Here is a 21,148-nt window from a genome sequence, read left to right as displayed (position 1 = left end):
CTTTTCTGTTAGTGGCTTTCAGCCATTGAAGTGCCTCAACGCTAGTGGCAACAGCGATAGTTCTCTACGACAAGCCACAGAAGTGGTTCTGAAAAATGCTGTGTCCTAATAGTCTTGCTCATGGCTATAGTTGCCAGCCGCTATTGCAGAAATCGGCGAAGACCGTAGTCTGCTCCGAAAGGCAGCAGAGCGATCGCAATAGCCCGCTAGCTAAATGCTGACAAATGTTCGGGGGATCAACTTCTATCTTTGGGCTGACGGTTAGGATTAGAGCCGTATCTAGCGGTAGAACCGTTGGCAGCTAAACAACAAAGCCAGATCTCTGCTCTCTACCAATTAATCGCTATAAGCGGGAAAGGCGTAGGGTGTTAGCATTTCCACCGAGCTGCCGTTGATTTGGCTCAGTTCGTTGGCCTCTAAGACAAATTGCCAAACCTCCGCGTTAGCTTGGCGATGTTCAACCAACGATGTCAACATCTCGTAGACCAAACCAAACTCGGCATAAATACCATAGTCTTGAGCGTCTGGCGTAGTCGCTAGCTGCTGATTGAGTTCGGCGCTGGCTTCAACTCGCTCAATTTCGCCAAACACAACCGGATTGCGCGACGCATCTACTTCGCTACATTCGACGGAAAAGAACCAAATATAGTTTTTACCAATTTGCAAAGGGGGGCTACTTTCGGGCAATGAAAAGCCTACAATTCCAGGCGTTTCTGGTAGCTCAAAGCGTATGGGACGGGTGAAAATTGGCTCTAATGTTTCCCCATCTAGCAGGTCGAATTGGGCATGGTTAGCATCAGCGTTTTGTCCGACTGGGACATAAAACCAAAAAGCTGGATAAGCTTTTGTCGTTTGGCCAATGTTAGCGGTTGGGAGCAACGCTACCAGGTTTTCCAGCGTCCGGCCAATGGGATCTCGCTCGGCGTTTCTATAAATGCAATACTCATCGCGAATAGCGCCTCCGCGCGATCGCCCGGTTGCCCCCCCTTGCTGAGTATCGCCACCAAAAATTTGCCGAATACGCCCAATCACATCAACGGCTTTAGCTTCAGGCTCGACCCAACCAAATATCCCTACGGTCATCAGCCCAGTGGCTAGCAATCTCAGCCATTGTTTTTGAGGCAACTGTTGATTCAAACCAGCCATGATTTAAGTCTTTGATTCAAGATAGCCCTAGTTCCAGTCTACGATTCTCTGTTTAGATTCGCCGCAAGCGGGCATTAAGAAGCGCAACGCTTAAACCTGACAAACCAAAGGCGGCAGCAGGCGGCACCAAAGACACCCAAACAGTTGCTCCCAGTAAAAAGCCCAAACAAACCCCATACAAAACCACTAAAGCCCCAGCGCTAGTAAGTGCCAAACGCCAAGGGCGAACCAGTTGCCAAAAGATCGCTCCGCCGACGGCTGACCACCCCCCAATCCAGAGAACTTCACCCCAAAATGGCCACCAGCGAATTAAAGGCCGACCGTCTAGAGCCGCACTGATCAGCTGACTTGCCATCTGAGCTTGCATCACAGCCCCCGGCACATCTTCGCCGTAGGGGGTATCCCAGGTGTCGGCGTTGCGATCGGTTTTGTCGGTGTAGCCAATAATCACAATGCGATCGCGAATCATCTGGTCTAGCACCTTTTCCGACGGTTCTGTCAGCAGCCGTTCGAGCGTAATTTTAGGAGCAAACTGGTCAAGTTCTCCCTGGTAGGTTCGAAAGTTGAGCAAGGTTTGATAGCCGTTTAGCGCCGCCGGATCAAGGTAATAAGGGCCTGCGGCAAACCTGAGTTGAGGAACAGTAATCTCACCCAACCGCAGCGGCAGGTACCGATAGGTTCCGTCTGGGTGGTTAATTTGTTCAGCCGTAACCGGGATATTTTCAGCCGCCAAATAGCGCTGGGCTAACAACAAACTGAAGGCCGTTTGCGTAGGGCAAAGAGCAGCATCTAAGGGATGCATTAGCAATTGGCGTCGGACAAATTGAATGCTGATGTTGTCTACAAAGTCATTAAATCCGGTCTGGATTGATGGAATATCTATTTGCGGTACCCCTGCTTCGGTATCGGTACTTAGTTTGCACAAACCAATCAGGTTATCGGTTTGCTGTAGTCGTTCAGCGACGACGGCTGCAGCCGGAAAATCGCGATAAAAATCCAGGCCAATTAGTCGAGGTTCGTAAGCCGATAGCCTCGCCAACGCATCATTGAGAGCTTGATCGGGAATGGTGCCAATACTGGGCTGATAAGTGCCTTCAATCAAACGCGATCGCAGCCAAGAACCGCTTTCTTCATCAACTTCTACCAGCAAAAAGCGATCGTCTTGTGGTTCGCTAGGCCGCTGTCGCAACAGGTGGTCATAAGCTGCTAGCTCTGCCATTTGAAACAGACTCACAAAACGCGCTAAAAGCACTACCGCCGTGGCAGCCAAACTAGCCATCACCAGCGATCGCCCTTTAATTTTGCGAAAAGGGAGTTCTTGGCTAGCGTGCAGATAGGCTTGCTGCAAGGCAGTCGGCTGGGGAAACTTACCGATAGCCTGCTGTTGCCACAACAAGGCTGCGGCCAAGTCTTTGCCGCGCAGCAAAAAGCTATCATCCCGGCTAGCCTGATCCCACTCCCTAGCTTTAACCAGCAGACGCGTATGGGTTTTAACATGCTCTGGTTCGCTTTCTAACGTGCGATAGAGTTCACCAAAGCTAGTGAGAAAATCGCGCCCTTGCGGCTGAAAATCTATCTGAGCCAGTGACTTTAGCGTAGCGGGCAGATTAGTTCGAAAAACGGATCGATAACCAATGGGAATGAGCCGTTTGTTGAGGGATTGAGCGTAGTGAAGTTGTTCGAGACAGTCAGCAGATCTCACTGAACTAGGAGATAGCACAAACAGAAAATTTTCAGCGTTTTCAACCGCTAGTTGCCAGTTCTGCTGGGTGTCGCCATCCGTTTTCGCCACCCGTTCAGAATAAGTAGACTTCCCTTGCACTTGCAGTGTGTCATTCAGGCGGCGAACAAAGTCGGCATCAATCGGCGAGTAAGCAATAAAAACATCAATGGTCAGATCAGGGGGCTGCTGGCGACTGGCTGTAACAAAGTCTATTTGTAGTGGAGTCGGGCGATAGCGATCGCGGCTTTTGGCTAGCTTTAACCAGGCCGCGTAGTGCTGTAGATCCTGCCCTCGCAACAAAACACTGGGATTTTGTTTTTGCCGCTGCCATTTTTGAGCCTGAACCAGCAGCAGCTTGTGAGTGCGGTGGTAGTCGGCTTCCTGCTGAAGAGTTTTAAGCAGTTGGTTTTCGTCTTCTAAATAGTCAGCTTCAACTTGATTGTCAGTAAGATCAATCACTTGTAAATGAGTCAGCGCCTCTGGCAGCGCTGCTGATTCAAGTCGCCGCGCCAAAACCGGAATAATGCGTTTATTTAGCTCAAGCGCATAGCGCAATTCTTGCTGGCACTGAGGCGATCGCAGCGCCAAGCTAGAAAGCAAAAAAACAAAATTGTCGGCCTCAGCAATGCCTCGAAACACAGCGGTTTTCAGGTTTTCTCCAGAAACCACATCTAGGCGACGATTCCAAACGGTAAAGCCTGCGCGAATCAAACTGCGATAGATTTTGTGACTAGCTCCATCAGCCGGAGAAAACCACTGACTGCGATCGCCCGCTTCTAAAGCCTCTGCTTCCACAACGGTTTCGGCATAGGAAAGGAACACCTGTGCCATTGAGTTTTCAGCATGTTTAGTACTGGCCGTGACAAACTCGCAGTGCAGATCGGTGGGTAAACACGGCAACAGCTTGTTTTGCAAACGTCGCCCCAGCCATTCTTGAGCCGCCTTGCAATCTTCTCCAACCAGCAAATACTGCGACTGATACTGGTGGCGCTCCCAAATTAAAGCTTTTGCTAGCAAATCGGTGTGTTGCTGAACGTAGTTTTCGTCGTGGTGAAACAAACGGATTAAGTCAGTGAGCGCCGCTTCAAAATCGTCTTCTTGCCGAAAATAAAGCCAGTTGATTTTGCCTATCTCTGGCGGCATATTGGCAAAAATTGAGTGCAGCCCGTTTGCTTGATAATTGACCCAGGCTAACTCACTGCCACCGGGGTGACGCTGCTGCCAGGTAGCTTTTGAAATTTGCTCAACATGGACGATGGGAATTATCCGCTTGTGGCGCTTTAGAGCCAAGCTCACTTCTTTGGCGCAGTAGGGTGAATTGACTGAGTGCGGCGACAGGATGAAGAGAAAATTATGGGCTTTGTCAATGCCTTCGTCGATCTTATCTTGGTAATCAACTGCTAAAGGAATATCGTTTTGGTCAAACCAAATGCGAAATCCCATAGCCGTTAAACGATCTCGTAGCTCGATGGCGAACGCTTTGCTATCAGCCCGTCCATAGGAGATGAAGGCGTCAAAATACTGATTCATCTCCTGGCTAGCGAGAATATAAGCCCGATGTAAGTCAGTCGGTGGCTGCGGCTTGTCGGTTCGCTGACTTTGAGCTAGCCAATCGGCGGCGATCGCAAATTCCCCCCCTCGCAGCACCAGGGTCTTAGCTCGATCCTGACGCTCCCAAGCCAACGCTTTGAGCAACAACCGTTTGTGCTGAGCGTAGTAAAGCGCCTCAGCCTCAAGCGCTTGAATTAGCTGATCACAGGCGATCGCAAACGCCTCTGGCTGCTGAAACTGAGTAAAGTCAATAAACTGTAGGGTGTTTAATTCGGCTGGCACCTGCGACAAATCAGTTTCTCGTACCAGTAGGGGAATCAGGCGTTTGTGATAAGTGCGGGCATAGGCTAGTTCTTGCTGGCAGTAGGTAGATTTCAGGGAGGCTGGCGAGAGCAGATAAATGACGTTATCGGCTTTTTCGATACCTCGACAAATGGCTTTTTGAAAATCTTCAGCGGTTTTGATGTCGGCTTTGTCAATCCAAACGGTAAGTCCTGCCCGCAGTAGTGCTTTGCGCACTTGTTCTGCGATCGCCCGATCGGCTTCTCCGTAAGAGAGAAACACCTGAGTCATGCCATCATTGGCAAACTTTAAACTTTCCGTAATGAGTTCACAGTGCAAATCAGTTGGTATGCAAGAGGACTGCGCTTGCAAGCACCTTTGCAACCAGTCTTCAGCCGACTGGAGTGTGTCTGCTGGTAGCAGATACGCCTGAGCATACTGTTGCCGCTGCCAGGTCAAAGCCCTGTCTAGCCAAGTGGTATGCTGCCGCACATCCGGCTGATGACGCTGTATTTGCTCAAGCAGAGCTGCAAAAGCTGGCTCAAAATCATCTAGGCCATCGCGGCAGTTGATCCAGTTGAGCTGACTTAGCCCAATCGGCAACTGCGAGTAGCCCAAATCTGGCGCTTTGTTAGGCGTTATTGGCCAGCCAGGGGATGGCCGCTGAGGATGGCGTTGAGGCTCGTCAGCCGCAATCAGTGACTCAGGTTCAATATGCAGCAGCGGCAGCAAGCGTTTGTGATGTTGTCGGGCGAGGTCAAGCGCTTGCAAACAATCAGCAGCCTTCAACGCCTCAGGCGAGATGACAAAGATTATGTTGTCAGCCGTTACAATGTCACCCTCTATTTGCCGAGCTGTCTTGGTGCTAGAAGCATAGTCCGCAAAATCTCTTCCCACCGCTAGCCCCGCCCTTACCAAGCGATCGCTTAACTTATAGACAAACGGCTGGCTATCAACGCAACTATAGACAATAAAGGCGTCTTGAAACGGATTCATGGACTTTCAGGAAGCAGCTATGCTCAAACTATATCAACCCTAATTGGGGATAAAGCAAACCGGATGACGTCTTCAAAATGATTCAAATAGCAGATGTAGTCGTCATTGGCAGCGGCATGGGGGGGCTGTGCTGTGCGGCGCTGCTGGCTGACGCTGGCTTCAAGGTCATCGTTTGTGAAAGCCACACCTTACCCGGTGGGGCAGCTCACGGATTTGAGTACCGAGGGTTTCAGTTTGATTCGGGGCCTTCTCTTTACTCTGGCCTTTCCTACAGTCCTTCGTCCAATCCGCTACGGCAAGTTTTCGATGCCTTGGCGATAGACATAGACTGGGCAACCTATCAAACCTGGGGCTGTTGGCTACCGGAAGGTCACTTTGAAACAGCCGTGGGAGCCGATCAATTTTGCCAGGTGCTACAAAAATTACGCGGCGATCGCGCTGTAGCTGAATGGCGATCGCTGCAACAACTGATGGCTCCTTATAGCGAAGCTGCCGTAGCGCTCCCCCCTGCGGCTATTCGCTACGACTGGGGCGCACTATTGACCATCGGGCGCTTTGCGCCAGCTCTGCTGCGCCACGGGTCTAAAGCGCTTAAACTTACTGGCGCATTTGCCCCGCTGATGAACTCGGTTATTAGCGATCCATTTTTACGCAACTGGCTGAACTTGCTCTGCTTTTTGCTGTCAGGCTTGTCGGCTGAGGCAACGAGTGCCGCCGAAATGGCCTTTATGTTTGCTGATTGGTATCGCCCCAACGTGCAGTTAGAGTATCCTATCGGCGGCAGTGCTGCCCTGGTGCAAGCGCTGGTTACCGCCCTCAAGCGCAGGGGGGGTGAGCTACATTTAGGGGCACACGTCGAGCAAATTCAGGTGAAGGGCGATCGCGCTGTTGGGGTAAAGCTGCGGCAAGGCGAGGTTATTCAAGCGCGTCGAGCTGTCGTATCGAATGCATCGAGCTGGGATACGCTCAAGCTTTTGCCACCGGGGGCTGTTTCCAAACCGTATGTCGCCCAGCAGCAAGCCACGCCTACCTGCAACAGCTTTATGCACTTACACCTTGGGATTGAGGGAAAAGATTTGCCGCCGGATTTACCCTGCCATCACATTGTGGTGAACGATTGGGCAAAAGGAGTAGAAGCCAGTCAGAATGTAGTTTTGATCTCAATGCCTTCGCAGCTAGATGCCAGTCTCGCTCCGGCAGGCAAGCAGGTCATTCATGTCTACACACCAGCCAACGAACCTTACGATCTTTGGCAGGGGCTAGCCCGCAACAGTCTGGCGTATCAACAGCAAAAGCAGGCTCGTTCAGCTGTTATGTGGCAAGCCTTAAAACGAGTGATTCCCGATATTGGCGATCGCTGTGAAGTCACCCTTGTCGGCACCCCGCTCACACACGAACGGTTTTTGCGCCGTCACCGGGGCACCTACGGGCCTGCAATTCGGGCTGGATCAGGACTATTTCCAGGCGCAAAAACGCCTTTAGCAGGGCTACTGTGCTGTGGAGATTCGACCTTTCCTGGCATTGGCTTACCTGCTGTAGCCGCAAGTGGGATGATAGCCGCAAACAGCCTGATACCAGTGCCTGTTCACCTCAAAAGGCTGCAGCGGATCGGGCTATAGGTAACCGCTGCTCTCCCTTCGCGGGCTAAGCCACAACAATTACAAATTCTAAAAGCGATCGCTGAAGTGCTCTGCTTTACAGTTCTCTCGCCCCCCGCCACAGAAAATAAAAGACTATAGCTGTCGCCACCAGCGTTGAGACCCCCCAATAGCTACCAGTCCCTAACAAAAAAGCTTTCCTTCTGCCCTCAGCTCTCAGCCTTCTGCCTTTGGCTATAACCTTAATCTAGCGACTCATCCGCGATCGCCCTTAACCAACCATTGCTCGTTTTACCCGTTATTAAACACATGACACCACAAATTATTGTCTGTGGTTTAGGTCGAACCGGATACCGCATCTTTTTACTTCTCAAGCAGCAGGGTGCTCAGGTTGTCGGCATTCACTATCATCCCCTCATCCCCGAAGACAGCAGTGTTGTCGTTGGCGATATGCGGGCTGCTACCACCTTGATTGCCGCAGGCATTCGCGAAGCCCATACCCTTTTGCTTGCCAACTCTGACGATGCGCTGAATCTAGCCATTTTGACCCAAGCACGGCTGCTAAATCCCCGCATTCGCATTATCAATCGCCTATTTAATTCCAGTTTGGGCGATCGCCTCGATAGCACCTTGCCCCATCACGTCAGCATGAGCGTGGCTTCGTTAGCAGCTCCGCTATTTGCCTTTGCTGCCTTGGGCAATCGTGCCATTGGTCAAATTCGGCTGATGGATCGAACCTGGCCCATTCACGAAGAATATATCGACGAAGACCACCCCTGGAATGGACGGCAAATGCGAGAACTGTGGGAAAACCGCTCTCGAATGCTGATTTATTACCTACCCAAAAACCAGGCAATTGATCTGGTGTCTGCTGTTGTCCAAAATAAAGCTTTGCAAACGGGCGATCGCCTGATTGTTGCCACTAAACCAAGCTTGCGCAAAAATCGAATTAACTTCATGCAGCGCCTAGAGCGCTTTTTCATCAGTTTTAGTCACTTTCGGCGGCAAAGTCGGGTGACCCTACTGGTCTTACTGACTTTGCTCACCACCATTTTTGTGGCCACGCTGACCTATATCAGCGTCAATTTCAACACCTCATTTGTGGATGCTCTTTACTTCTCCGTCGGCATGATTACAGGCGCAGGCGGGTTAGAAGAAGTTGCCGAAACCTCTTCGGGGTTAATTAAAGTCTTTACTGCTTCTATGATGCTGGTTGGCGCAGGCGTCATTGGCATTTGCTATGCCTTGCTAAATGACTATGTGCTGGGCGCTCGCTTTCAACAGGTGCTCAACGCCGCTCGTTTACCGCAAAGGCACCATTACGTGGTTTGTGGCTTGGGGGGGGTCGGCTTTCAAATTGTCACCCAACTTCGATCGCTACACCAAGATGTGGTTGTTTTAGAGCGAGATCCCAACAACCGTTTTATTAATGCAGCGCGATCGCTGAAAATTCCAGTCGTCATGGGCGATGCTAGTGTCGCTGCGACATTGTCAATCGTAAATGTGCAGCAGGCCGCAGCGCTGCTGGCCGTTACCAGCGACGACACTATCAACCTCGAAATTGCTTTAACGGCCAAAAGTTTAGCTCCTCATATCGCTGTTGTGGTACGCAACCAAGATGCTGAATTTGCCCAGCAGGTGCAGCAGGTGTTTGAGTTTGAGCGCGTCATGAGTCCTACCGATCTGGCTGCACCCGCCTTTGCCGCCGCCGCTTTAGGCGGGCGTATTTTAGGTAATGGCATGACGGCCAATAGCCTATGGGTGGCGATCGCCACCTTGATTACGGCTGGACATCCTTTTTGCGGCAAGTCGATTCGAGAAGCCGCCGCCACAGCAGATTTTGTGCCTCTCTATGTTGAGTCTCGTCAGGCCACCGTGCATGGATTGAGCCTGTTGGAACACAACCTAGACGAAAACGATGTGCTGTACCTGACCATGCCAGCCAACCGGATAGAGCAGCTTTGGCGTACTTCACTTCTCTCTTTGATGGCAAGCTGAAAGGTGATAGGCGTCACAACCGAAACATCCTCACATCACGGTGGCTAACGACCTTAATCAACAGTTTCTCAACTCACAATCACCCTATCAGTCGTGAGCTATCACACAGCCATTAGCGGAGATTTGTTAGCTTAAAACTATCCCTTCATTGAGCTTTTTGAGAAGCTAAAATCCAATGAAATCTAACAACACTGTAGTGCAAATTTTTGTAGAATCGGGTCTTTCAGTTGCTGGTTTTTTGTTTCTGGTCATCGTTTTGCTGTAGAGCTTACTGTCTAAAGCTCAGCCTGCTCTGGTTTGTCTAGCCTTTGACCAATTTCTAAAGCGGCATAGGCGATCGCCCACTGACTGCTGATAAAAGGCAGCCTATAAACGGTATTGCCACTGACCGTTCTTGTCGCTAAGGGCTAAATTCAAACAAGGTTGTAGGTATTTAATGCAGGCTTTTTTGCAAACAGTGAAAACAGTTTCGGCTGTCAAAAACTTGCCAGCTTTTCTAGTGGTTTTTCGTTTTTTGGCTGCTTTTGTTTTATTACAAATGGCCTGGGATAGACAAATTGATAGCAGTTTCACCATTCTTTTTGTCTTGGCAGTCATTTCTGACATTGTTGATGGCATGATTGCCCGTCGCTGGTCGGGGGTTACGGCTGGGCTGAGAGAAGCCGACAGTCGCGCTGATTTGTGTCTTTATATCTGTATTGCTATTAGCCTATGGCGTCTATACCCGTTAGTCTGGACGGCCTTTTCTTGGCCCTTAACGGCTTTGATGGCCTGCCAAGGGTTGCACTGGTTGGCTAGCTTGCTGAAATATGGCCGTTTAGCTAGCTATCATAGTTACTCGGCCAAATTTTGGGGGCTAACGCTTGCGATCGCCACGGTTGCCCTATTTGGGTTTGGCTATGCAGGCTGGACGCTTTGGTTAGCCTTGATCACAGGTATCTTGCACAACCTGGAAGAAATTACAATGACGCTCGTTTTGCCGCGGTGGCACTATGACGTAGTCAGCTTGCAAAAAGCCTGGCAGCTACGAAAACTACAAACCACCTCAGCCTCACATTAACTGTTGTAAAACTTGCTCAGTGCGCACTTTTACAAAATCACCTGAACGCTGTAACAAGTCATGTTCTGCATCCGTTAGCCGCAGTTCTAAAATTTCTTCAACTCCTGGCCAGCCTACACGACAGGGAACACCCAGGTACAAATCTTGTAATCCATACTGTCCTTCTAAATAAGCCGAAGCAGGCAAAATACGAGACTGATTGAGCAAAATTGCTTCTACCATTTTATAAATAGCGGCAGAAGGGGCTGAGTAAGCCCCACCCCGCTGCAGCAGGCCGACAATTTCAGCGCCGCCATGACGCGTGCGATCGCACAGTCGCTCTACAGTTGCCTGATCCAGCAATTCTGGAATTGGAATACCACACACAGTCGAGTACTGAGGCAGCGGTACCATCAAGTCGCCATGACCCCCCAGCACCATAGCCGACACATCCTGCGGCGGTACCTTCAGCTCCAGCGAGATAAAAGTTTGAAATCGAGCAGAATCGAGTACCCCAGCCATGCCCATCACCTGCTGCGAGGGCAATCCAGTCGCTTTCCACACCAGATAAACCATCACATCCAGCGGATTGGTCACGACAACAAAGCGAGCCTGGGGCGAATAGGCGATCGCTTGCCGAGCCACTTCTAAAACAATTTTGCCATTGACCTGTAACAAATCATCGCGGCTCATACCTGGCTTGCGGGGTAAACCAGCCGTAATCACAACGATGTCTGAATCAGCAGTATCAGCATAGTCATTGGTACCGATAATCTGGCGGTGGTGCCCCACTAAGCCACTCGCTTCTAGCAAGTCTAAAGCCAATCCTTGGGGACGTCCTTCTACTACATCTAACAGCACCACGTCCGCTAGATTTTTTTCGGCAATGCGCTGAGCCAGGGTACTGCCCACATTGCCCGCACCGACAATAGCAACCCGGCGAGATCGATAAGCTGAAGCCAAATCCATTGAGCTAAACCCCCTTGATGTAGCGGCAAATTAGCTGGGGTACTTTGATCTTAAAAGCTGAAGAGAACCCTTGTCAGGGCGATCGCCTTTTCTTAACACAGCTACCCAGCTTTGCCCGGACAAAGCTGGCAAAACAGAACCTTTTAGCGGCTGATAGCTAGCTAAGTTCAAAGCAGAACGCCAATCAAAAGATTTTTGGCAGCCGTTTACAGCCATTTAAGACGTTCAGCCCAAGTAGCTACAGCCGCCTGCCGCCTGAGCCTACCCACTTTCAACCTCAGGCGCTACCTAGCAGAGAACCTAGTCAGGCTGACTTTTGACGCTAGTCCTGAAAAAGCCCACCCTTTTCAGAAATCTAAGGCTTTATTCAAACGCTTCCAGCTGATCAAGACGTAGCCAAATATTCGGCGTCGGCGTATAGCCAAACATGACAAGGGCATACTCGCCTCGCGTATCTAAAATTTCGCCCTTGGTTTCAAACAAATAAGGCGGAAAGCGATCATCACTTGCCTGGGCTTCGAGGCTGTTCTCTAACTTTTCACGCACGGCTCGAACAATACTGCCTTTCTTCAACTTACCAGCCATAGCTTTCTCGTAGGTTCACCTTTAGCATTGTAAGCTGTTGGTTTGCCTCAGGAGTAGCGAGGTCAGGATTTCCATCAATTTGAAGGTAAAAGTGCTGCCCCGCGCTAGTGGCTGTAGAATTGTCAATCACCCCCGATTCAGCTCAGGCAACTTGAATAAAATTGGCTACAGCTTTTCCTAGAAGTCGTCAGCACACAATCATGGCCCAAGCACCTAATCCACAAACCGATAGCCGGGTATTACTCAAAGCAGGCATAGATTAACCATAAACCGGGTTTGTGAGGTGGCTGTAGCCATCAGCGTTGAGACACTCAAATAGCTACAAGCCCCGGACAGCAAGCCTTCCTTTTGCCCCCAACTCTACCTGCTGCCTTTAGCTATCAAGACCGTGATGATGCAACTGCTTGATTTTGACAACATAACTCTCACCCTGCTGCCGCAAAAAGGAGTGTACATCAAATCGCTAGACAGCCTCTTGGTAGCGGATGTTCATCTGGGAAAATCTGAAAACTTCCAGCAGTTTGGCTTGCCCATTCCTAGCGCGGTTAACCAAACGACGCTCGATCGCCTAACTCAACTCTGCCACCAGTTGACACCTAAACGGCTCTTGGTTTTAGGAGATTTGTTTCATTCGCGACTAGCGCTAACCGAGTCAGTGTTGTTGCCGCTAAAGCAGTTTATAGCCTTCACTGGCGTTGAAGTGCAGCTTGTCCTTGGCAATCACGATCGCGGCTTAGCCAGCCTTTTGTCAGATTATGGGATTCAATGTATTGACGGAGCGCTAGAGCTAGAAAACGTGATACTGAGTCATGAACCGCTAACACAAAGCGATCGCCTCAATATTTGTGGTCATCTTCATCCCTGCTTACATTTACGCACAGCGCTAGACCGATTGCGACTACCCTGTTTTTTTCTAGACAAGTCAGCTAAGCAACTCATACTCCCTGCTTTTGGAGAGTTTACAGGTGGGTACGAAGTCAAACTTCAGCCGCAAACCGCCGCTTATATTGCAGTTGAAGATACAATTGTTGCTTTTGAAGGATAACGCCATCAGCAACAGCGACCCTACAATCATCGCAGCAGGGTCGCTGCAAAGCTTTGGCGAAAACGAAAATCCGAAGTAGCCCGTCCGTTATTGCTGTTCGCGCTTGCGTAGAGCTTCTAGCATTTGCTGACGAACAGCCCTAGCCCAGCGGTTGAAGTTTTCTTTGGGTAAAGGGGCTTCAGAGTTGAAGGCTGGCGTTGAGTTGTCTTGGTTTTGCGTCGTCATAAATCTACAGGATGTGCTGGAGTGAACTGAGATGAAAGAGAAGAGGATTAAGGCGATCATGACAGCTCCCAGGCTTGGTCGCCTCCCTCCTTAGTAAGCCCTCTTTTAGCCGATTAGTCGAGCAGCTTATTCAAGAAACGCATCAAATCGATACCCTATCTCAATAATTTGTTGGCTTATCTTGTCTGGCTAAAAAGAACCGCAGTCAAAGGCTCAGCAATCCTTAAGCTAACACTTCGCAGCACAAGCTGAATCGGCTTTGCGGAGGGTAAATACCGAACTGACTTTAGCCCTACTCAAAACTCAAACAGTAACGTTTGCTGGTATAGCCAAAGATAGAGGGCAGACGGAAAGCCTATTCTGTCAGAGGCTTTCCGCCATTGAAGCGTCTTAACACTTTAGGTTACGGCTACAAATGCTAAAGACTCAGATAGTCTTGCAAGGCTTTGACCTCTAGCGCTTCTTTTTGTAAAGCGCGAATAGCTGCCGCTGTCGCTTTTGCCCCTGCGATGGTGGTGATAATAGGGATTTTATAAGCCAGTGCGGTTCGACGAATTAAGCGATCGTCTTCTTGCGCTTCTTCACCAGTTGGGGTGTTAAGAATTAGCTGAATTTGATTGTTTTTAATCCAGTCCAACACATGAGGACGCCCCTCATGTACCTTCAAAACTAGCTCCGCATCTAGATTTTCAGCTTGTAACACTTGCCGGGTGCCAGCGGTAGCTACAACTTTAAAGCCCATTTCGGCAAACGACTGAGCCGCCGGAATCACCGCCATTTTGTCGCGATCGTTCATTGAGATAAAGACAGTGCCTTCTAGCGGCAAACGCTGATTGGCGGCTAGCTCTGCTTTGGCAAAAGCTCGACCAAAATCAACATCAATACCCATGACTTCCCCCGTCGAGCGCATTTCAGGCCCCAAAATCGTATCAGTGCCCGGAAACTTTTCGAAGGGGAGGACGGCTTCTTTAACAGCAATATGTTTGGGAATAATTTCTTGGGTGACACCTAGCTCGGCTAGGGTTTTGCCCGACATTATCCTAACGGCAATTTTGGCTAAGGGTTGCCCGGTAGCTTTAGATACAAAGGGAACGGTGCGGGAGGCTCGTGGATTTGCCTCTAAGATATACACCTGATCGCCTTGGACGGCAAACTGAATATTCATCAAGCCAATCACTTGAAGCCGCTTGGCTAGCTTTGTAGTCCAGTCGCGGATGGTGCTAAGCGCGGCTGAGCTCAGGGTAATAGAAGGTAGCGAACAGGCCGAATCACCAGAGTGAATTCCGGCTTGCTCAATGTGCTCCATGATGCCCCCAATCACTACTGCGCCTGTGTGATCGGCGATCGCATCTACATCTACCTCAATGGCATTCTCCAAAAACTTATCAATTAAGATGGGATGTTCGGGTTCTACTTCCACCGCATAGGTCATGTAGTGCTCTAGCTCTTGGTCAGAGTAAACAATTTCCATTGCTCGGCCACCAAGGACGTAGCTCGGTCGTACCACGGCTGGATACTTAATTTTTTGGGCAATGCGTAGCGCTTCGTCGTAGCTACGGGCAATGCCATTGGGCGGCTGCAAAATATCGAGTTCACGTAAGATTTGCTCAAAGCGCTCTCGATCCTCAGCCATATCAATAGAATCTGGTGAGGTGCCCCAAATTTGGGTTGGATTGGTTTCGTCGAGCGCCGCTAAGTACTGCTGCAGGGGCACAGCCAGCTTGAGCGGTGTCTGTCCGCCAAATTGAATAATGATGCCTTCTGGCTGCTCCATTTCAATAATGTTGAGCACATCTTCTTTGGTGAGCGGCTCAAAATAGAGGCGATCGCTGGTGTCATAGTCAGTCGAAACCGTTTCGGGGTTGGAGTTGACCATGATGGTTTCAAAGTCGTCATCCTGTAGCGCAAAGGAGGCATGACAGCAGCAGTAATCAAATTCAATTCCCTGGCCGATGCGATTAGGCCCGCCTCCCAAAATCATCACTTTACGACGTTCTGAAGGGGTAACTTCGTTTTCGGCTTCGTAGGTGGAGTAATAGTAAGGAGTGTAAGCTTCAAACTCAGCCGCACAGGTATCGACCGTTTTATAGGCAGGCACGACTCCCAATGATTTGCGGTAGGTACGCACCGCATCTTCGGTGGTTTTGGTGGCATAGGCAATTTGGCGATCGCTAAAGCCCTGCTGCTTAATAGCCCAAAGCTGCGCCTGTGTGAGGTCTGGCAAAGGTGTGCGCTTGAGCAATTTCTCGGTATCTAATAACCCTTTGAGCTTGTCTAGAAACCAAGGGTCAATCCCGGTTAGCTCATAAATTTCTGCAACCGACATACCCAATTGCAAGGCATGACGCAAAGTAAAAATGCGATCGGGGTTGGGCGTCCGCAGATTAGCCCGCGCTTGCGCTAGCGTTGGTAGCTTTTCGTGGCGATCGCAGCCCCAGCCAGCGCGACCAATTTCCAGCGATCGCAGCGCCTTTTGAAAAGATTCTTGGAAGGTACGGCCAATTGCCATCGCCTCACCAACAGACTTCATCTGCGTCGTCAGAATTGGCTTGGCACCGCTAAATTTCTCAAAGGTAAAGCGCGGAATCTTGGTGACGACGTAGTCAATAGTGGGTTCAAAACTAGCAGGCGTTTTTTGGGTAATGTCGTTGGGAATTTCATCTAGCGTATAGCCAACGGCGAGCTTAGCCGCAAACTTAGCGATCGGAAATCCGGTAGCTTTTGAAGCCAGCGCCGAACTCCGCGACACCCGTGGATTCATCTCAATCACGATCACCTCACCGTTTTCGGGATTGACCGCAAACTGAATGTTAGATCCGCCAGTTTCTACGCCAATTTCTCGAATAATTTTGATTGAGTAATCTCGCAGCCGCTGATACTCTTTGTCGGTTAAGGTTTGCGCCGGAGCTACTGTAATGGAATCTCCGGTATGAATTCCCATTGGATCTAGGTTTTCAATAGAGCAGATAATGACGACGTTATCCGCCAGGTCGCGCATCACTTCCAGCTCGTACTCTTTCCAGCCTAAAAGTGACTGTTCGATCAAAATCTGCGAAACTGGGCTGGCGTCAAGACCAGACTGAGCGATTTCTTCAAATTCTTCTTGGTTATAGGCAATTCCCCCCCCGGATCCCCCCATCGTAAAGGCAGGACGAATAATCAGCGGGTAGCTACCAATTTGAACCGCGATCGCTTTGGCCTCATCCATGGTTTCTGCCAATCCAGAGGGACAAACGCCTACCCCAATGCGCTCCATCGCCTCCTTAAAGAGCTTGCGATCTTCAGCTTTTTCAATCGCTGCTAAATTGGCTCCGATTAGGTCAACACCGTACTGCTCTAAAATGCCGCTTTTCGCCAGCGTAACGGCAATATTCAGGGCTGTTTGCCCTCCCATTGTGGGTAATAAGGCGTCTGGTCGCTCCTTAGCAATTACTTTTTCAACCAGTTCTGGCGTCAGCGGCTCAATATAGGTGCGGCTGGCGATTTCTGGATCCGTCATAATGGTGGCTGGATTAGAGTTCACCAACACGACCTCGTAACCTTCTTCTCGCAGTGCTTTACAAGCTTGGGTGCCTGAATAGTCAAACTCACAGGCTTGGCCAATGACAATTGGCCCTGAGCCAACTAGCAGAATTTTGTGGAGGTCGTCGCGACGGGGCATAGACTTTATCGGCTTTTGAAAATCCAAACTATTTTAGTGGCTTTCTTGGTTAATCGCTGATCGTTATTCGACGATTTCATCTCGAGTTGCTGACTTTGCTTTTGTCTAGCCCTTCAGCAGCCGCCGTTCAGGGCAGCAATGGAGATCTTTAGGCTGGCGCTCGATGTCTTTAGCTTTGACGCTTGACCCTATAACTTAATCAATTGAAAGTCAGTCGCAGCAAAAGGCAAGGAAACAAACTCGCCGCTCTGGTTAGAAGCCGCATGATGAATCCGGTTCTGGCTTGAATTTAACCGGATGATCTCAGTGAAAAAATTTTGCTCCAATCAACCCTAATGAGCCAATAGCAAACCGTAGCAGCGATCGCATAGGCTAAAATATCTCGCGGCTACGGTGAAAAGATCTTAAAATGGGTCTTGAGCAACTAAACACTCTAATGAGTAAAACTTTCAATAAAGACCAGCTTTAATAAAAACCAGCTCAGAACTAACTTCATCGTTCAAAGTTTTTATTTCATCAAACCCTCCACTTTTTCTAAATCAATGCTGCTTAAATCAGAGGTTCCACCCACTCAGACCTTACAGCAACCGCCCATTCTGCGCCTAGAGAACATCACCAAGCGCTACGGACGGTCTGGCCCTAATGCAGTTGAAGCAGCTAATTTGCAGTTGCATAAAGGCGAACTTCTGAGTTTGTTGGGGCCTTCGGGTTGTGGCAAAACTACGCTGCTACGAGTCATTGCTGGTTTCGAGCGTCCTCAACAAGGGGTAATTGAACTAGAAAATCAAACGGTGTGTGCCGCGGGTCGGTGGATCGCACCGGAACACCGGGGCGTGGGCATTGTGTTTCAAGACTATGCTTTGTTCCCACATTTGAGCGTCGCTGAGAATGTGTTGTTTGGCCTTAAGCCATTAGCCCGACAAGGGTGTTTGAGCAAGTCAGCGTGTGGGCAGAGAACTCAAGAGGCGATCGCCCTAGTCGGGCTAAGTGGGCTGGAGCAGCGCTATCCCCACGAGCTATCGGGCGGTCAGCAGCAGCGCGTTGCCCTAGCCAGAGCGCTAGCCCCCCGACCGTCTCTAATTTTGCTGGATGAACCTTTTAGTAATTTAGATGTGCAGGTGAGGCTCTATTTACGGCAGGAAGTGCGCGATATTCTTAAAAGCATCAACGCTTCTGGTATTTTTGTTACCCATGACCAAGAAGAAGCCCTCGCCATTTCGGATCGGATGGCGGTGATGCGTCAAGGTCAGCTTGAGCAGGTGGGCACGCCAGAAGAAATTTATCGCCAACCCGCTTCTCGCTTTGTCGCTGAGTTTGTTACGCAGGCCAATTTTATTCCCGCCCAGCGCCGAGGCCAACTGTGGGAAACCGAAGTAGGTCAATTTGAAATTAGTACCAGCTTGGAAACAGAAGCCGACTACGGCGAGATCATGATTCGGCAAGAAGATTTGCAAATTGAGCTAGATGAGCAAGCACCCCTTTTGGTACGCGATCGCCACTTTCTAGGACGAGAATACAAATACTGCTTGAAAACACCCTCTAATCGGATGCTACACGCCCGTACCACCGCTCGTTTACCTGTAGGAGCCCGTGTACGTGCCGCTGTTACCCAACACCAGCTCCGCTTTTTCCCCACAGCACCGTCGGCAGCCTATGGAAAAGCCGCCTCTGCTGCCTAAGCTGCCCGGTTTCCAGAAGATTCAATGGGAAATCCCACTGCTTTCCAAGCAGCAACTCCCCCACGCAACAAAGAAACATTTTGAAAGCCAGCCGACTGCAAACGGGCAACGGCTTCAGCCGCTTCTTCGTCGGTTTCGGCGTAAACGTAGAGGTCGCGTTCAGGTTCCAAGCTAGCCTGGGCACTGTCTACTAAAACGGCCATTGGCATGGAAACAGCGCCTAAAATCCGAGCCTGCAAAAATAGCTGCCGTTCGCGCACATCAATAATGGTCAGGGCTGGCTCACCCCAATCTAAACGCAGCTTGAGATCGTATACCCGAGAGTGAGCCTTGAGCGGGTCAGGCTTTGGAAACATAAGTAGGCTCTCCTAGCAGTTTGGGCGGGCAGAAAACTTAATGGGTCTATCTGCAACTTAACAAAACAGGCTGGCTTTGTGTAAAATTTTATTCCTGATAAATTGAATTATTGCCGCTTTCTGGTATAGGGCTGTGCCATAGGGCACAATTTATAGCCACAGGCGAGATTTCTCTATCTTTGTGCTGAGCCGCGCTGCCCTAGCCCCGTGCGAAACAGTTGGCTGCGCTACCCTGAGAAAAGGGCACAGGGATTGCAGGCAGCGTGTGATTTCACAAATTCAGCCACTTTCTACTGAGTTGGTTCATCTAATTGCCGCCGGAGAGGTGATTGACTCGCCAGCGGCAGTGGTGCGTGAACTGGTCGAAAATGCGTTAGATGCCCAAGCGACTCGGCTGGTCATTTCTGTCTGGCCAGAGTCGGGATGTATTCGCGTGGTTGATAATGGGCAGGGCATGACGCTAGCTGACCTAAAACAAGCCGCTAGACCTCATAGCACCAGCAAAATTCGCACCCAGGACGACTTGTGGGCCATTCACAGTTTGGGCTTTCGAGGAGAGGCGCTCCATAGCCTAACTCAGCTAGCAGATTTAACCATTTGCAGTCGGCAATCTACAGCGATAGCAGGCTGGCAGGCTATCTACGATCGCCAAGGGCTTGCAACTGAGCTAAACACCCTTGCGATCGCACCTGGCACGATTGTTACAGTCGCTAATTTGTTTCAGAACTGGCCTACCCGCCGAGAGAGTTTACCTAGCCCTTCTCAGCAGTTGCGAGCCATTCAGCTAACGGTGCAGCAGTTAGCGCTTTGCCATCCCCAAGTAACCTGGCAGGTAGAGCAGCGCGATCGCCCCTGGTTTACGCTTTGGCCCGGAACGTCGGCTAAAGCCATTTTGCCGCAACTGCTGCGCGAAACTGAACCTGCTGATTTGCGCGAAGTGATCTGGCCCCTAGTGGCTCCTACTGATCAGGCAAATCCGGTAGAAAACGACCAAACAGCGATCGCGCTAGAACAGGCTGCTGTTTTGATGGGCTTACCCGATCGCTGCCATCGTCGCCGTCCTGACTGGGTTAAAGTGGCGCTCAATGGTCGCATCATTCATATACCAGAGCTAGAACAAGCTTTGGTTCGCTGTTTTCAGCGCTTGCTGCCGCGCGATCGCTATCCGGTTTGCTTTGTACATTTACAAATTGCCCCTACTTACATTGACTGGAACCGCCATCCGGCTAAGTCAGTGGTTTATTTGCACCATCTAGCCCATTGGCAAACGCAAATTACCGAGGCCATCGATCAGGGCTTACGTTTGGCACCTTATCAGCTTTTAGAAACATCTACCCACAGCCGCATCGATCAGGTGATTAAAGCGGCGGAAGCTGAAGGAGTTTACGGTAGCTCGCGCCAAATGGTGGCCGATGCAATCGCAAAAGCCGACGGCCTAAAGGCGATCGCTCAAGTGCATGGTCGCTATATCTTGGCTGAATCGCCCACGGGCATTTGTCTAATTGAGCAGCATATTGCCCACGAACGGGTGCTGTATGAGCAACTTTGCGATCGCTGGCAGATCGTTCCCCAAGAACCTGCCATCGTTTTGCCCCATTTAACCCCGGCTCAGGTACAACAGTTGCAAGCGCTAGCCTTACCCATCGAACCTTTTGGCGAAAACCTCTGGGCGGTGCGCGGCATACCAGCGGCGCTAGCCTGCCGGGAAGACTGCGCCGAGGCGCTCGTCGAGTTAAGCTTAGGCGGTAGCCTAGAAGCCGCTTTAGTCGCCACCGCTTGCCGCACCGCCATTCGCAATGGCTCACCGTTGAGCCAGCCTGAAATGCAAACCTTGCTCAACCAGTGGCAGCAAACTCGCCAACCTCGCACCTGTCCTCACGGACGACCCATTTGCTTAACGCTAGAGGAATCTAGCCTGTCGCGTTTTTTCCGACGCCACTGGGTGATCGGTAAAAGTCACGGCCTTGAGTAGGTTACACAACTTGGAAGGAGCTACAGGCTACCCTCGCCGTCCTGGAATTTTTTCTATTGTTTGGACAAGAATTTAGGCAAACCTTCGCCTAGCAGTTAGGTTGGTGTGTTTTGCAGTTCTGGTTTTTCTTCTGGTAGAATCGCCCCTTCAACCGGGCAAACTTGCAGGCAAATACCACAATCGATACAGGTGGCAAAATCGATCCAGTACCAGTCTGTTCCTTTGGTATTTTTGCTAGGGCCGGGATGAATGCAGGCAACCGGGCAAGCGTCAACGCAGTCGGCAACGCCTTCGCAAACGTTGGTGACGATAGTATGCGGCAC

At 50.3% G+C, this 21,148-nt stretch carries 14 protein-coding genes; 6 read left to right on the top strand and 8 right to left on the bottom strand.

Translation table 11 applies throughout. The features are described from left to right. Positions 1-336: 336 nt before the first annotated feature. Together ACTS3T_RS03840 and ACTS3T_RS03835 are read right to left on the bottom strand one after the other, a co-directional pair. Positions 337-1,146, bottom strand: a complete 810-nt coding sequence (locus tag ACTS3T_RS03840; protein WP_377964402.1) for a DUF928 domain-containing protein — start codon at positions 1,144-1,146, stop codon at positions 337-339. 52 nt (positions 1,147-1,198) lie between these two features. Beyond that, positions 1,199-5,698: a TIR domain-containing protein gene (locus tag ACTS3T_RS03835; protein WP_462934797.1), complete on the bottom strand. Its 4,500-nt coding sequence runs from the start codon at positions 5,696-5,698 to the stop codon at positions 1,199-1,201. A 77-nt stretch (positions 5,699-5,775) separates the two neighbouring features. Between ACTS3T_RS03835 and ACTS3T_RS03830 the strand changes: the two genes are divergently transcribed. From ACTS3T_RS03830 to ACTS3T_RS03820, 3 genes are all read left to right on the top strand, one after another. Next, positions 5,776-7,317, top strand: a complete 1,542-nt coding sequence (locus ACTS3T_RS03830) for a phytoene desaturase family protein (protein ID WP_377964406.1) — start codon at positions 5,776-5,778, stop codon at positions 7,315-7,317. A gap of 288 nt (positions 7,318-7,605) precedes the next feature. Beyond that, positions 7,606-9,294, top strand: coding sequence for an NAD-binding protein (locus ACTS3T_RS03825; RefSeq protein WP_377964408.1), 1,689 nt, complete (start codon positions 7,606-7,608; stop codon positions 9,292-9,294). A gap of 436 nt (positions 9,295-9,730) precedes the next feature. After that, complete coding sequence (locus ACTS3T_RS03820; protein WP_462934796.1) at positions 9,731-10,354, top strand: CDP-alcohol phosphatidyltransferase family protein; 624 nt, start codon at positions 9,731-9,733, stop codon at positions 10,352-10,354. Here ACTS3T_RS03820 and mdh read toward each other — a convergent pair. Both mdh and ndhO read right to left on the bottom strand, forming a co-directional pair. Further along, complete coding sequence (gene mdh, locus ACTS3T_RS03815; RefSeq protein WP_377964412.1) at positions 10,346-11,302, bottom strand: malate dehydrogenase; 957 nt, start codon at positions 11,300-11,302, stop codon at positions 10,346-10,348. The genes ACTS3T_RS03820 and mdh overlap by 9 nt on opposite strands. A 363-nt stretch (positions 11,303-11,665) precedes the next feature. Beyond that, positions 11,666-11,887 (bottom strand): NAD(P)H-quinone oxidoreductase subunit O, encoded by a 222-nt coding sequence (gene ndhO / locus ACTS3T_RS03810; protein WP_377964414.1) that lies wholly within the window; start codon positions 11,885-11,887, stop codon positions 11,666-11,668. A gap of 391 nt (positions 11,888-12,278) precedes the next feature. On the opposite strand from ndhO, the gene pdeM reads away from it, so the two are divergent. Then, positions 12,279-12,932 carry a ligase-associated DNA damage response endonuclease PdeM gene (gene pdeM / locus ACTS3T_RS03805; RefSeq protein ID WP_377964416.1) on the top strand — a complete coding sequence of 218 codons (654 nt, stop codon included), beginning with the start codon at positions 12,279-12,281 and terminating at the stop codon, positions 12,930-12,932. Positions 12,933-13,019: 87 nt separating this feature from the next. Here pdeM and ACTS3T_RS03800 read toward each other — a convergent pair whose 3' ends face one another. Then, positions 13,020-13,157 (bottom strand): hypothetical protein, encoded by a 138-nt coding sequence (locus ACTS3T_RS03800; RefSeq protein WP_377964418.1) that lies wholly within the window; start codon positions 13,155-13,157, stop codon positions 13,020-13,022. A 418-nt stretch (positions 13,158-13,575) separates the two neighbouring features. Further along, positions 13,576-16,818 (bottom strand): carbamoyl-phosphate synthase large subunit, encoded by a 3,243-nt coding sequence (gene carB, locus ACTS3T_RS03795; RefSeq protein WP_377964420.1) that lies wholly within the window; start codon positions 16,816-16,818, stop codon positions 13,576-13,578. A 542-nt stretch (positions 16,819-17,360) separates the two neighbouring features. On the opposite strand from carB, the gene ACTS3T_RS03790 reads away from it, so the two are divergent. Further along, entirely contained in the window at positions 17,361-18,497 is a 1,137-nt protein-coding gene (locus tag ACTS3T_RS03790; RefSeq protein WP_377964422.1) for an ABC transporter ATP-binding protein, read from the top strand. Here the strand turns inward: ACTS3T_RS03790 and ACTS3T_RS03785 are convergent. Then, positions 18,494-18,853 carry a rhodanese-like domain-containing protein gene (locus tag ACTS3T_RS03785; protein WP_377964424.1) on the bottom strand — a complete coding sequence of 120 codons (360 nt, stop codon included), beginning with the start codon at positions 18,851-18,853 and terminating at the stop codon, positions 18,494-18,496. The genes ACTS3T_RS03790 and ACTS3T_RS03785 overlap by 4 nt on opposite strands. Positions 18,854-19,118: 265 nt before the next feature. Here ACTS3T_RS03785 and mutL point away from each other — a divergent pair, with 265 nt between their 5' ends. Then, positions 19,119-20,825 carry a DNA mismatch repair endonuclease MutL gene (gene mutL, locus ACTS3T_RS03780; protein WP_377964426.1) on the top strand — a complete coding sequence of 569 codons (1,707 nt, stop codon included), beginning with the start codon at positions 19,119-19,121 and terminating at the stop codon, positions 20,823-20,825. 95 nt (positions 20,826-20,920) lie between these two features. Here the strand turns inward: mutL and ACTS3T_RS03775 are convergent, their stop codons facing one another. Further along, the gene (locus tag ACTS3T_RS03775; RefSeq protein WP_377964428.1) at positions 20,921-21,148 is read right to left on the bottom strand and encodes an indolepyruvate ferredoxin oxidoreductase subunit alpha; all 228 of its coding nucleotides are present in this window, start codon (positions 21,146-21,148) and stop codon (positions 20,921-20,923) included.

This window comes from Almyronema sp. (genome assembly GCF_052168255.1).
GTDB lineage: Bacteria > Cyanobacteriota > Cyanobacteriia > Phormidesmidales > Phormidesmidaceae > Sphaerothrix > Sphaerothrix epifaneia.
This window is presented reverse-complemented; position numbering and strand designations above follow the sequence as displayed.

What these genes read in the sequence shown, in the direction of transcription:
- ACTS3T_RS03840 (WP_377964402.1), bottom strand. Translation starts at nt 1,146, where the DNA reads ATGGCTGGTTTGAATCAACAGTTGCCTCAAAAACAATGGCTGAGATTG.
- ACTS3T_RS03835 (WP_462934797.1), bottom strand. Translation starts at nt 5,698, where the DNA reads ATGAATCCGTTTCAAGACGCCTTTATTGTCTATAGTTGCGTTGATAGC.
- ACTS3T_RS03830 (WP_377964406.1), top strand. Translation starts at nt 5,776, where the DNA reads ATGATTCAAATAGCAGATGTAGTCGTCATTGGCAGCGGCATGGGGGGG.
- ACTS3T_RS03825 (WP_377964408.1), top strand. Translation starts at nt 7,606, where the DNA reads ATGACACCACAAATTATTGTCTGTGGTTTAGGTCGAACCGGATACCGC.
- ACTS3T_RS03820 (WP_462934796.1), top strand. Translation starts at nt 9,731, where the DNA reads ATGCAGGCTTTTTTGCAAACAGTGAAAACAGTTTCGGCTGTCAAAAAC.
- mdh (WP_377964412.1), bottom strand. Translation starts at nt 11,302, where the DNA reads ATGGATTTGGCTTCAGCTTATCGATCTCGCCGGGTTGCTATTGTCGGT.
- ndhO (WP_377964414.1), bottom strand. Translation starts at nt 11,887, where the DNA reads ATGGCTGGTAAGTTGAAGAAAGGCAGTATTGTTCGAGCCGTGCGTGAA.
- pdeM (WP_377964416.1), top strand. Translation starts at nt 12,279, where the DNA reads ATGATGCAACTGCTTGATTTTGACAACATAACTCTCACCCTGCTGCCG.
- ACTS3T_RS03800 (WP_377964418.1), bottom strand. Translation starts at nt 13,157, where the DNA reads ATGACGACGCAAAACCAAGACAACTCAACGCCAGCCTTCAACTCTGAA.
- carB (WP_377964420.1), bottom strand. Translation starts at nt 16,818, where the DNA reads ATGCCCCGTCGCGACGACCTCCACAAAATTCTGCTAGTTGGCTCAGGG.
- ACTS3T_RS03790 (WP_377964422.1), top strand. Translation starts at nt 17,361, where the DNA reads ATGCTGCTTAAATCAGAGGTTCCACCCACTCAGACCTTACAGCAACCG.
- ACTS3T_RS03785 (WP_377964424.1), bottom strand. Translation starts at nt 18,853, where the DNA reads ATGTTTCCAAAGCCTGACCCGCTCAAGGCTCACTCTCGGGTATACGAT.